Source organism: Limosilactobacillus kribbianus, from assembly GCF_026413145.1.
Classification (GTDB): domain Bacteria; phylum Bacillota; class Bacilli; order Lactobacillales; family Lactobacillaceae; genus Limosilactobacillus; species Limosilactobacillus kribbianus.
Map to the genome: position 1 here is coordinate 1 of NZ_JAOVYZ010000052.1, position 13,329 is coordinate 13,329.

The 13,329-nt window shown below is 50.3% G+C and carries 5 protein-coding genes and 1 pseudogene; all 6 read right to left on the reverse strand.

The window, feature by feature from the left end:
- Positions 1-151 precede the first annotated feature (151 nt).
- The 6 genes and pseudogenes from glyA to OCT58_RS08895 all read right to left on the reverse strand — a co-directional run bounded on the left by glyA (position 152) and on the right by OCT58_RS08895 (position 13,128).
- Positions 152-1,393: a serine hydroxymethyltransferase gene (gene glyA / locus OCT58_RS08870; RefSeq protein ID WP_267202506.1), complete on the reverse strand. Its 1,242-nt coding sequence runs from the start codon at positions 1,391-1,393 to the stop codon at positions 152-154.
- A 491-nt stretch (positions 1,394-1,884) separates the two neighbouring features.
- Positions 1,885-6,717 (reverse strand): mucin-binding protein, encoded by a 4,833-nt coding sequence (locus tag OCT58_RS08875; RefSeq protein ID WP_267202507.1) that lies wholly within the window; start codon positions 6,715-6,717, stop codon positions 1,885-1,887.
- Positions 6,704-11,482, reverse strand: a complete 4,779-nt coding sequence (locus OCT58_RS10475) for an MBG domain-containing protein (RefSeq protein WP_368669260.1) — start codon at positions 11,480-11,482, stop codon at positions 6,704-6,706. Before OCT58_RS10475 ends, OCT58_RS08875 begins: the two co-directional genes overlap by 14 nt.
- A gap of 5 nt (positions 11,483-11,487) precedes the next feature.
- Positions 11,488-12,522 (reverse strand): annotated as a pseudogene (locus OCT58_RS08885) (IS66 family transposase); the annotation flags it as partial.
- A 71-nt stretch (positions 12,523-12,593) separates the two neighbouring features.
- The gene (gene tnpB / locus OCT58_RS08890; protein ID WP_016497106.1) at positions 12,594-12,950 is read right to left on the reverse strand and encodes an IS66 family insertion sequence element accessory protein TnpB; all 357 of its coding nucleotides are present in this window, start codon (positions 12,948-12,950) and stop codon (positions 12,594-12,596) included.
- The gene (locus OCT58_RS08895; protein ID WP_035161508.1) at positions 12,940-13,128 is read right to left on the reverse strand and encodes a hypothetical protein; all 189 of its coding nucleotides are present in this window, start codon (positions 13,126-13,128) and stop codon (positions 12,940-12,942) included. The genes tnpB and OCT58_RS08895 overlap by 11 nt, the downstream gene beginning before the upstream one ends.
- Positions 13,129-13,329: the final 201 nt, after the last annotated feature.

Here is a 13,329-nt window from a genome sequence, read left to right on the forward strand (position 1 = left end):
GGCCACCTAATTAGTAACCGCGATTACTACTTAGGTGGCCTTAAAATTAACGAATTACTTTTCAAACGACATCCTGTAAGAACCGACCACTAATTGTCAAGCTCTTAACTTAATGACATTGAACCGTGCAGTGGTCATCTTTATTTACAAACTAGTCTTCGTCAATTGGGTGCTTGGTCGTCAGTTTGTGGACGCCCTGAGCCACCTCTTCGCGAACCGCGTCGGCATCGGCGTTGGTCAGCAGCTTGACGATCAGGTCGGCAACTTGGCGGGCATCGTCTTCCTTAAAGCCACGGCTGGTGATGGCCGGTGTCCCGATCCGCAACCCACTGGTTACGAATGGGCTCCGTGGATCTCCAGGGATTGATTCCTTGTTGGTCGTGATGTGAACCGCGTCGAGCAGGTCCTGGGCATCCTTGCCGGTGATGCCGGTCTTGGTGATGTCGATGATCATCAGGTGGTTGGCGGTGCCGCCGGAAACGACCCGCACTGCGCCGGACTTGCTGAATTCATCGGCCATGGCAGCGGCGTTCTTGACTACCTGGTTGATGTAGTCGGTGAACTGTGGCTGCAGGTCTTCGTAGAATGCTTGGGCCTTGCCGGCGATCACGTGTTCCAGCGGGCCACCCTGGGTTCCTGGGAAGAGGGCGGAATTGATCTTCTTGCCCAGCTTGGCGTCCTTGGACAGGATCATCCCCCCACGTGGGCCACGCAGGGTCTTGTGAGTGGTGGTCGTTACCACGTCGGCAACCGGTACCGGACTCGGGTGGGCGCCGGTGGCAACCAAGCCGGCGATGTGGGCCATGTCGACCATCAGGTAAGCACCAACCTCATCGGCGATCTCGCGGAACTTCTGCCAGTCGATGATTTGGCTGTAAGCGGAGGCCCCGGCTACGATCAGCTGTGGTTGAACTTCCTTGGCGATTTCACGAATGTGGTCGTAGTCGAGCAGCTCGGTCTCTGGGTCCAGGCCGTAGCTGAAGGATTGGTAGACCTTCCCACTGAAGTTAACCTTGGAGCCGTGGGTCAGATGCCCACCGGCGTCCATCCCCATGCCAAGGATCTTGTCACCGGGCTTCAGCAGCGCCTGGTAGACGGCCATGTTGGCTTGGGAGCCGGAGTGTGGTTGAACGTTGACGTATTCGGCACCGAAGAGCTTCTTGGCGTAGTCGATTGCCAGTTGCTCAACCTGGTCGATGTACTGGCAGCCACCGTAGTAACGCTTGCCAGGGTAGCCTTCCGCGTACTTGTTCGTCAAAACGGATCCCTGTGCCTGGCGGACTTCCTTCGAGACGATGTTTTCGGAGGCGATCAGTTCGATCGTCTCCTGCTGCCGTTGTTCTTCCTTTGCGATTGCTGCCCACAGTTCGGGTGATTTGCCTGCATATTCCATTCGGTAATTCCTCCTCTGGTTGACTTCATTACATTTGTCAATTTGATTATACAATACAAAGCCCGGATATTAAAAGGCCTTTGAAAAATAATTATTTAAAATAATCGAACTTTAATTGTGGAATCGTTGCCTAACGTTCATGAATCAATTTGATGAGGGCAGAGAAAAGGACCCGCTCAGCACAGCTGGCGGGCCCCATTTCGTTTCTAATGAAGACTAGTCTTCAACCTTCTTGGCTTCTTCCATTGCCTTCATGATAGAAGGGTTCTTGGAGTGACAATCCTTGATCATTTGCAGGTCTTCTTCGCTTAATTCAACCGTGTACTTAGCCATATTTCTCCCTCACTTTGTTTAAAGAATTAACTTTAATATACCACATTGTGGCCGCGGTGCACGCCTAATTTAGTCGGACGCGCAATCCGCAAAAACGGGGTGACCGTGGGGAAATTCCCCATGATCATCCCGCTTAGCTTTTGGGATTGACAAGTCAGTTACTTGTCGTCTTTCTTCTTCCTTAAGCCGCGAAGGCCAAAGAGGTTGATCAATCCCGCTAATGCCAGACCGAGAATCGAGGTTTCAGTTGTCTCCTTATTCCCCGTCTGTGGCAATTGCCCAGCATGATGCTGTGCTTGGTTGCTGGATTGATGCGTTTGGCCTTGTCCAACCTTTTCATCAGTCTGATCCTGAATAGCAGGCACTGCCTGTTGCCCATTATCAGTTTGAGCTGGTTGACCAGGTATGAACGGTTCCGTGCTCTCGCTAGATTGGCCAGAATCAGGTTGACCAGGTTCGCTTGGCTGACCCGAATCAATTGGCTGTCCTGATCCACTCGGCTCACTCGGAACTGTTGGCTCACTTGGACTCGTTGGCTTGCTCGGGCTTGTCGGTTGACTCGGCCCCGTTGGCTGACTTGGGCTTGTCGGTTGACTCGGCTCCGTCGGCTCGCTCGGACTCGTCGGTTGACTCGGCTCTGTTGGCTCGCTCGGCCCCGTTGGTTGACTTGGTTCCGTCGGCTCGCTCGGGTTCGTCGGTTGACTCGGACTCGTTGGCTGACTTGGGCTTGTCGGCTGGCTTGGCTCCGTCGGTTGACTCGGACTCGTTGGCTGACTTGGTTCCGTCGGCTCACTCGGATTCGTCGGCTGGCTTGGGCCGGTTGGCTGACTCGGACTCGTTGGTTGACTTGGTTCCGTCGGCTCGCTCGGGTTCGTCGGTTGACTCGACTTAGTATAGGAAATTACAACTGTCGAATCCGGCGTCTCAGCGGTGACATTGGATACCGTTGGCACTTGTCCGTCCGACCGGCCGCTGACGGTTACCGTGTAACCATCAAACTGCTTTGGTGTGAAGCCGTTGAAGATTCCGGTGAGCGGTGTCCATGCACCCGTGCTAATTACCTCGCCAGTTACTAAATCAGTCGTGACTGACCGGGTGAAGGTGACGGATTGGACTTCTTTCTGACTAGTTGGAATTTGCGCCAACTGGTCCGGTGTAAGACCTTTGTACTGAATGTTCCGCTTAACCATCTTCGTCTCATCATTAGTCGCGTGCTGGTGAACCAGATGGATTGTAAGCGTCTGGTCTGCCTCTGCCGTGAAGGTATAGGTCGTCGGCAAGGTTTGACCAGGTGCCAGCTCGTAATTAACCGGAATCGTGATCCAGCTAAAGTCGGTCAGCTGTTGACCAGTCTTACCGGCCTTCGTAATCGTAGAACCAACCTGACTGTCATTGTTATCGTCATCAACGAACTTGATCATTAATGACTGGTCATTGGCAGTGTAAGTAATGTTCACAGTTGCATCGGCGGTGTTAGCATCAACCAGTTGCTCATCAACACTTGCTTGACTAGGCGTGTAGCCAGCAATTGTCGGAACCGTGTAGGCAGCCCATTGTGCTGGATCCGCAGTCGTCGTCCAATCGCTGTATGTGGCCTCACCAGTGACCTCATCGAAGGTGGCCGTCCGCGTAAACTCAACCGTCTGGGTAATCGTTTGCGTGCTGCCATCCGGCTTTTCAACCGTGATTGTCCGGGTTGGTGTCTTGACCAAGTCTTCCATTGTTTCATAGGTCTTGCTTGGATCACCCGGTACTGCCCCGGTTGGTGCGGTTTCGCCTGGATGAACCGTGATCGTCTGATGTTCAATTACAACTACTACCGTTGGAATTCCGTCGGCAGTTGCCGTAACCGTTTCTGGAATCGTTTGGCCACTAACCTTCTTCCAACCAGCAGGAACCTGATCGGCATTGACCGTAATCGTTTCGCCAGTCTTACCACGCAACGGTGTTGAACTAATCTCATTGCCCGCTTGATCTTGATAAGAGATCTTGCCAGTTTGCTCGTTAGCCTGGTAGTTAATCGTGATCGTTACTGGCTGAGTCGTTTCGTCAACTTGAACAGCACCGATCTCGTCAATGGTCGTTGTTTGACCGTTAACCGTTTGCTTAATCGTTGCCGTATACCCAGCTGGGACATTGATTTCATAGTTCTTCCAAGCCGTGTCATCAGTTGACCAGCTGCTCAAATTGGTCAGCTTACCCGTAACTTCATTGTAGGTTGCAGTCCGAGAAAGCTTTGCCGTCTGCTTCGTCGTGGTCGTCCCGCTCAATTGATTGTCAACAATCGTCCAGATGACTTCCCTCATCAAATCATGATCCTTAAACCAGTCTGGATCACTCGTCGGATTCGTTTCCGGCTTAGTTGGATCAACCGTTGTCGTCTTTTCCTTCAAGTGAAGAATGATCGTTTGACCTTCACTGGCGGTAAAGGTGTAACTCGTCGGCAACTGTTGACCATCAGCTAACTCATAATGGTCAGGAACCTTAACATCGCTGAAGTCGGTAATCGTCTGGGCGGTATGACCGGTCTTCGTGATCGTGGAACCAACCTGGCTGCCATTGTTATCGTCATCGACAAACTTAATGTTGACCGTTTGCTCGTTGGCGGTGTAGGTCACAGTAACTGTCGAATCATTGTCAGTTGCTGTTGGCGTTGCCTCAGTTATTGTCGTTGGATCAGCCGTGTAGCCATCGAAGCTCTTCGGTGTGAAACCAGCAAACTTGTCGTGGCCGCTCTGGGCAGTCCAAGCGCCTTCACTGCCAGCTACCAGCTTGCCAGTGACCTCGTCATACTGAGCAGTCCGCGTAAATTCGACGGTCTGCTTCTTTTGACTGGCCGGGATCTGGGCCAGCTGGTTAGCCGTCAGCCCTTCGTAATTAATGGTCCGAGTGACGTTCTTGACCAGTCCCTGATCCTTAAACCAACTTGGATCCTTAGTCGGATTAGTATCCGGCTTGATTGGATCAACCAGCTGCTTAGCGTGAACTAAGTGGATTGTAAGCGTCTGGCTCTTGTCAGCCGTGAAGGTATAGCTTGTCGGCAGACTCTGTCCAGATGCTAACTGGTAGTGTTCTGGAACACTGAGATTATTGAAAGTAATTGTTTGATCGGTCTTACCAGTTTTCTCAATTGCGGAACCAACCTGGCTGCCATTGTTATCGTCATCGACAAACTTGATCATTAATGACTGGTCATTGGCAGTGTAAGTAATATCCACGGTTGCATCGGCGGTGTTGGCATCAACCGGCTGCTCAGCAACACTTGCTTGACTAGGCGTATAGCCAGCAATCGTTGGCACCGTATAAGCAGCCCACTGTACTGGATCACTGGTGGTCCAATCGCTGTACGTGGCCTCGCCGGTGACCTCATCGAAGGTGGCTGTCCGCTCAAACGCAACCGTTTGGGTAATCGTTTGCGTGGTACCGTCTGGCTTCTCAATCGTGATCGTCCGCGTCGGCGTCTTGGTCAGGTCTTCCATCTGAACATAAGTCTTATTCGGATCGCCAGGAACCTTGCCAGTTGGTGCGGTTTCGCCTGGGTGAACCGTGATCGTCTTGTGCTCAATTACAACTACCACCGTTGGAATGCCATCGGCGGTTGCCGTAACCGTTTCTGGAATCGTTTGACCGTCGACTTTCTGCCACCCGGTAGGAACCTGATCGGCCTTGATCATAATCGTCTCACCGGTCTTCCCGCTCAGTGGCGTCGAACTAATCTCATTGCCAGCTGCATCCTGGTAAGAGATCTTGCCAGTTTGCTCGTTAGCCGTGTAGCCGACCGTTGCCGTTGCATCTTGGGTGTCAGCCGTGACATCCGTTGCCGCAACCGTTCCGGCGGTGTAGCCAGAAATTACGTCCGGCGTGTAAGCTGCCCATTGTGCTGGGATAGTAGTCGTTGTCCAATCGCTATACGTGGCTTCGCCAGTGACCTCATCGAAGGTCGCCGTCCGCGTAAACTCAACTGTCTGCTTGATCGTTTGCGTGCTGCCGTCCGGCTTTTCAACCGTGATCGTCCGCATCGGCGTCTTGGTCAGATCTTCCATCTTAGCGTATTCCTTGGTCGAATCGCCAGGGACTTTGCCGGTTGGCGCGGTTTCGCCTGGGTGAACCGTGATCGTCTTGTGAACCAGATGAATAATCAGTTCTTGAGCCAGGTCCTTCTTATCAAAGGTGTAGCTCGTTGGCAGGTCCTGATTTTCCGCCAGCTTGTAACCTGCTGGAATTGTCAGGCCAAGCTCAACTGTACTGTTGGCCAAACCAGCCTGCTCAATCGGATCACCAACCTGCTGATTATGCTCATCGTCGTCGACAAACTTAATCGTCAGAGTAGCGTCCAACTTAAAGTCCGCCGTTGTCGAAGCAGTGATCTTGTAGTTTGGATTTGCATCCTGCAGCTTCTTAATCGCTGCCGAGGTCAGGGCAACCGTGTACGTCCCCGATTCGGTCGGCGTAAAGGCATGCCCTTGAGCATCGACAAACTGGAAGTCGTCCTTAGTCAAGCCGCTTACCGTAGTTGCCGGGTTGTCGCCCAGCTGAAGCGTAACCGTAAACTTGCCTGGGTCAATTTCCGCCTGAGCGCTCTCCTGCTCACCAGCCGTCGTGACACTTGCCGCAGCCTGAGCGATCACATACTTAAACTGGCCGCTTTCGGTAATCTTATAGTTTGGATTATCCTTAGCCAGCTGTTTTAAGCTGTTATCGTTCAGAGCAACATAGTAAGTTCCGGCAGCGATTGGTGCCGTACTCAGCTTCTGACCATTTTCATCGACCCAGTCAAAGTCAGCTGCTGTCAGACCGGAAGTCTTCAAGCTGTCATTATTGACTAAACCAGTGGATGTCCACTGACCATCAGCCGGATTGATCGTCCCGGCTTGGCCATCATAGGTCTTGCCAGCCGTGGTACTGGTCTTATCACTCAGGGTGACGTCCAGCGCCTTTTGATCAATCGTGAATTGGGCAGAACCGCCGAGATCCTTTTCACCGATCGTCACATTGCCAGCGCCGACTAATGCGTCGATCGCTATTCTTCGTCAGCGTAAGCGTGTAGGTGCCGGCGTTCGTTGGGGCACTACCGTCTGCGGTACTCCAAGTGTAATCACCCGCTTGCAGGGCGTAAGTGCTCTGGTCAGTGCTGCCTGGGTAAGTGAAGGTAACCTTGATATCACCGCTCGTACTGATGACCTCATCATTGGTGACAGCATGACCATCGTAGGTCTTGTGGTTACTGCCACTCAGCGTTGCCGCGATGTTTTCGGCAGCCGGCGTGATCGTGTAGGTGAACTCGCCGGAAACCGCATCCGTAGCGAAACTGTAGTTCGGGTTAGCAGACTGAAGCTTGCTGATACCGCTGGACTTAAACTTCAGGTAGTAGGTCCCAGCGTTCGTCGGCTCGCCCGTCATTGCGGTGTCGTTCTTGGTAAACCACTCGTAGTCGTCCGCGGTAATGCCATTTGTGCTGAGGCTTTGGCCACTAACCAAGCCGTTTGATGTCCAGGTTACGGAACCCAGGACATCGGTAACAGAGGTAGACTTGCCATTGTAGGCACGTGTTCCGCTGCCGCCCATTACGGCCTTTGCTGGCGCCTGCTTAATCTCGTAATTGATCGTCCCCGTAGCAGCCGTGATGCTGTAGTTCGGGTTGGCGGTCTGGAGCTTTTGATAAGCAGCCGCATTCAGCCGAGCCTGGTACTTGCCGGCATTGGTTGGAACCTCAGTCAGCTTAGTGCCTTCAGCGTCATACCAGTCAAAGTCAGCCGCAGACAGCTCACCTTTGTTCAAAGTGGTACTGCCGGACTTAACCGTCAGGCCGCTAATATCCAGGCTAGCTGGTTGGCCATCGTAGGTCTTGCTCTGCGAATCGCCGGCAACGGTCACGCCGCTAATTGCCTTTGGCGTGATCGTGAAGGTTGCTGTCCCTGGAATATTCGTCAAATTGTTGGCAAGCACCGCATTGGAGCCGACCAGTTCGCTCAACCGTGCCTTCAGGTTTGCCAGGCTGCTGTCCTTAACCTTGATCGTGTAAGTACCGACCTCGGTTGGGGCACTATCTAACTGGTGTCCTTGGTCGTCATACCAGTCAAGATCAGCCGCGGTTAAGGTGTAGGTGCTGTTAGCATTGCTGCCTGGGTAGGTGAACGTCACAGTGATGTTACCGCTGTTGCTATTAACTTCGTCGATTGTCACGGCCTGGCCATCATAGACCTTGGAGTTTTGCCCGCTCAGTTCGACGCTTGCGGCAGCCGCCGTAATGTTGTACTGAGCGTCGGTATCAAACTTCCAAGTGTAGTTGGCGCCATTGTTGCCATCCAGTGCCTTCAGTTTCTCCTGACCGGCGTTGGAAAGTTGAACCTTGTAGGTGCCAACATTGGCCGTGCTGTCGTTATTTGGCACGATCTCCAAATCATCAGCAGTCAGCTTAATCGTCTGGGCTTGTCCAGTAGCATTGTAGATCGTGGCGGTGTAGCTGTACTTGTTGAGGTCAAGATCACTTGCGGAAGTAGACTTGCCATCATAAGTCCGACCATCACTGCCAGTTAACTTAACCGTTGCCTGACCCTGCTTGACCGTGAACGTCCCCTTTGTGGTGACACCAGCGGCCGTTTGTGGGCAAGCATAGTTAGTACCAAGTGCAGCTTTGATGTGCTGCAGACCAGCATCCGAAAGCTCAACCTGGTAGTCACCGACATTGCCCGGCGTCTGGCTGTAAACCAGGTCGCCATCCTGCACGGTGTAGTTCAAGGCCTTACCGTCTTCCGTCTTAACGGTGAGCGTGTAGCCCCTTGGCTCATTCTTGATTGCGTTTAGCCAATCTGCTGAACCGTAGACAACCGACTTCTTGGCATCATTGACGGTGATTGTCGTCGGCATCTGAATCACTTCAAAGCCTGCCGTGGCATCCTTGGCCTGGGTCCAGTCATAGTTACTTTCATAGTTACTTTCCCCGGTTTGCGAGGAGACCGACAGTTTAGCCAGCTTCTCTAGGCCAGCTGCCGATAATTTAACCTGATAGTCACCAACATTCGTCGGGGAGATGACAAATGCAAGATCCGCATCCGTCAGCGTGACCTGTCCAGCGAAGATTGGCGTATTAGCCACGCCGTTTACGGTCGCCGTGATCGTCAGGCTGTAGTTGCCGGTATCGATTGCCGTTGACTCGCCGTACTTGACCGTCTGCGTGCCGTTAATCGTCACGTTCGTCACTGCCGGTTCAATGACGTAGGTTGCCGGTTCGTGACTGGCATCAACCTGGTTGCTATTGCTGCTCTTCAAAAGTTTCAAGAAGAAGTTGCTCGTCGTCCCTGCAACCGCATCGAAGTCGTAGTCCGGATACTGTTTCTTTAACCGAGTCAGCAGTTGCTGCGTCATCACGACTTGGTACTTACCGACATCCGTTGGCAGCACGTCGGTAGCTGAACCATTGTTGCTACCATATTTAATGTAGAGATCGCCGGCTTGTAAACCAATTTCCTGCTGCGTTGGCTTGTCAGTCGCGGTATCGACCCAATTGCTGAAGTCAAGCTTGTAGGCTTTTGGATCAAACACCAGTGGATTACCATAAGTCGTCGTCTGGTTGCCGCTCAAGGTCAACTGGGCCTTTTGGGCATAAATCAGGTAAGTGGCCTTGGTGTCGTTCTGGCTGATTTGATAGTTGGCGGCGCCCGTCAGCTGTTGAATCTTGTTCAGCGCTGCGGCGGTTAACCGAACCGTGTAGACCGGGTTGCCAACTGCAGTGTTGCCGCTGGCATTGGCCTGCTTGACGGCATTGCCATTAACATCGACAACCTCCAGATCACCAGCGGTCAAGGTGTAGCTGCCCATGTCGGCTGGCTCATTGCCGTTGTTCCAATTGATTTTGAACTTGCCATCCGTCAGGTCTTGGGCTGTAATAACGGCCTGCTTCCCGTCGTAGACCTTGGAAGCCTGACCGGTTAACTCAATTACCAGGTCCCGCTTCTTGATTGTGTAGGTGATGGCGCCCGTAATTGTGCTCGTCCCATCTTCCTTGGTAAAGGAGTAGTTCGGGTTGGCCGCCGCCCACTTCTGCTTCCCGTTCTTGTTAAGGAGCAGGTAGTAGGTGCCAGCGTTCGTTGGTGCATCAATCTTGGTCGTCCCTTGGGCATCAGCGTACCAGTCAAAGTCACTGCTGTTGAGGGTATTCGGGATCGTCAAACCTTCAGTGTTGTTAAAGCCGTAATCCTTAGCCGTGGCTGGGTGAAAACTGGCTTTAGTCCCATCATAGGTCTTGCTCTGGTCATTGCCCGAAACCTGAACGTTAGTGATGGCTAGTGGCGTGATTTCGAAGGTTGCAGAGCCAGAGTTATCCGGTGTTGAGGTTAAGACTGTATTGTGGATCGTGTTACCATCAGCAGCTTGACCCCCTGTATAACTATCAATTACTGCTTGGATATTCTTCAGCCCTTGTTCAGTTAACGTAATGGTATAGGTTCCATGGTCTGTTGGTGCCTTGCCATCAGCGGTATTCCAAGTGTAATCACCGTCTTTTAACTGATAATCAAAATTAGATAATTTACTAATATTACCCGCATCGCCAAGGCTGATGCTGATCGTTGAGCCATTAGCAGTCAATTCATCAGGAGTAACAGCAGAGCCGTTGTAAGTCTTTGAGCCAGAGCCACCTAGACTTGCTGTAACCTTAGCCGGAGTGATCGTCAGGGTAGCCGTACTGTTAAGACTGTCTTCATTCCAAGTAATATTGTTTGGATTTAAATTTTGCAGGTTTCTGTAGAAAGCGCTGGCAGAATTGAGCTTTACTGTATACGTACCCGAATCAATTGGCGTCGGCAATCGATTGCCTTCTTGATCATAGAAGTTAACTATGCCACGGATGACTTTGAATTGGTTCTTTTGAGCATCGGACACGCCCGGTGCATTATCCCAAGAGATACTGTAATCGCCTCTCGGGAAGGTTATCCCGTTAACGCCCCTTCCATTGTAGGCGACAGTACCATTCCCGGTCAGCGTTACTTTGCCGACAGCTTTGTTAATGACTAATTTACCATAGCCAGTTCCTTGGCTGATATTGAAATTGCTGCCAACTTTCTGCTGAATCTTAGCAATACCAGCAGCCGTTAAGACAATGCGGTAATCGCACGGCGTTGTGCCATCAGTTGTCGCTTCCGTGGCCGTGGTTGGGTTGCCATTAGCGTCCACGATCTGGAAATCGCTGGAATTCAAGTCGACATTTGACAAGTCTGCCGTCTGACCATCACCTGAAACAGTAACCTTGACACTGTTGTTGCCAGCCGCGTTGTAGTTGACACTCTTGGCGCTAGCATCGTAGGTTTCGGTTTGCGTTCCGGTAACCGTCACCGTGTTAGCAACCGCCTTGATTTCGAAAGTGGCTGTCCCGGCTTGATCAGCTGTAGTTACTATTTCAGTATTGCTGATTGGATTGCCATCCTTATCGTATTCAGTTGATATCTGATTATCGATGTATGCTTGAATGTCCTGGAGACCCTGCTTTGTTAACTTGATCGTATAAGTTCCAGCATTGGCAGAATCTTTATCAGTGCCGTCAGCTAAGGCATATTCAAAATCGCCAGCTTTCCAAAAGCCAGCTTCTTGCAAATCCTGCAGAGTGCAGCTCGTCGGAATGCCAAGTGAATCATCGGCGCTAAAGTTAATAGTGATGTTTGATCCATCTGTAGCCAAATCACTGGCAGAAATGGGTTCCCCATCATAAGTCTTGCTGCCTTGACCACTAAAGGCAATTGTTACTGGTGCTTTTTCAATAATGAATTTTGCTTCTTACTCAGTAATTTAGTGATTCGAATAAACTCCCGACGAATATGAACTAAGCACGAGCCAAATCGGGCATTGGAATATAAACGATTACTGTAACCGCCATAGCCATCACACATGATAAAGCCCGGATAGTCCTGTCCGATAATATCGCTAATTACTTTTCCTGAGCGTGTATTACGATAGTGAAAAATCACCATCTGATGACGACTAAATTCGCTCGTCGTCTTGGTTGCCCAAAAATAGCTGGTGTTTTTAGCTTCGTCAATGACCTTAAATGGCGTTTCATCCATTTGAATTACGTTTTCACCTTGCATTAATTGGGTTAGCCGGTCATACAGTGGTTTCAAGTATGTTTGACTAACTGTAATAATATTGGTGGCGAGTTGACGACCACTAACTGGCAAACCAACGGCTTGCCAGAGCTTTACTTGTCGATGAAAGGGTAAAGCTAAGGCAAATTTATATTCAGCTACTTTAGCCAAAATACTACTAGAAACATAACTGTGAGGCAGTAATGATTGAGGCATCTGGCTACTAATGATGATATCTTTACCATCTTCGTCACAGTCATTACACTTATAGCTTTCTTGGTATAAATTCACACAATATAACTCGGCTGGCTTCAGCCGGACTTCACGGCTATACAAATGATTACCAATCTTTTTCATCTGTTCATGGCACTTTGGACAATCCTCATTAGTTAAATGAATCGTCTTATCTACTTGAGGTAACCTATCCAAAAAAGCGGTCCGCTGACCAGAAACCTTGGCTTTCCGATGACGCACCACTTGTTTTTTCTGCTTTTCAATCACTTCCGTGATTGAAACATTAGAATCTTGCAGCTGAGCTAGTTCATCATCACTAAACAGTGATTGCTGACCATCAACTACGGACTCAATTACTTCAGTTTTTTTCCCAAACATTTGGTTTTGTTGAAGCTTAATAATCGCTGTCAACTTATTAACCTGGTCCTTTAAAGCCTTGATTTGCTGCTTAAGCTCTCGATTCTCCTCTACTAAACTCTTACTCATAGTACGTCACCTCCCTTTAAATTATTCTTCGGTAATTATATCAAAGAACAACGATTTTAAACAGAGGTAATTCAATAAAAGGTACCTGGTTGGGCTGCTTTGATCCGACGAACTGGCAACGGGTTTAATCCTTTCAATAACCAATCCAATTGCCTAGCTGATAACTCTTTAGCTTCACTACTATGTCTTGGCCAGCTCAAATGACCATTCTCAAAACGCTTATAGAGTAAAATAAAGCCTTCACCGTCCCAAAGTAACCCTTTGAACCGATCATTACGTGACCCGCAAAAGAGGAACAGAGAATTATCGTATAACTCTAGTCCATAGTTTTCCGCGATAACCATCGCCAGTCCATCAATTCCTTTACGTAAATCAGTTTTCCCGCAAACTAGATAAACATGGTCTGGATCGTGCCAGTTAATGAGCATAATGCACCACAGCCTTTACAATCTCGGCCGCAAGGCTGGGATTGGTGCCTTTGAAAATTGTTAATTGGATATTTCCGGCTTTCATTTTAACGACTGGCCGCGATGAAATTTTGGCCTTACTAACCGGCTTACCTTTGGCTTTGAAAACGGGTGCCACAATATCATGCTTTTCTTCCATAAAGAAATCCTCCTGTACTGAATCTTATGTCTTCAGTATAGGGGGATTAGTCGACCGCGCCTAGACGTATCGTTATTGAGTAAGCCCGCCGTGGCGACACGCCTTGAATCAAAATTCCCGATATGCTTCGATCCTTGGACGGTCGATCATATCGGGAGTTCTTTTATCTTATGCATGACAGTGTTCTTGGACCTCTTTTGT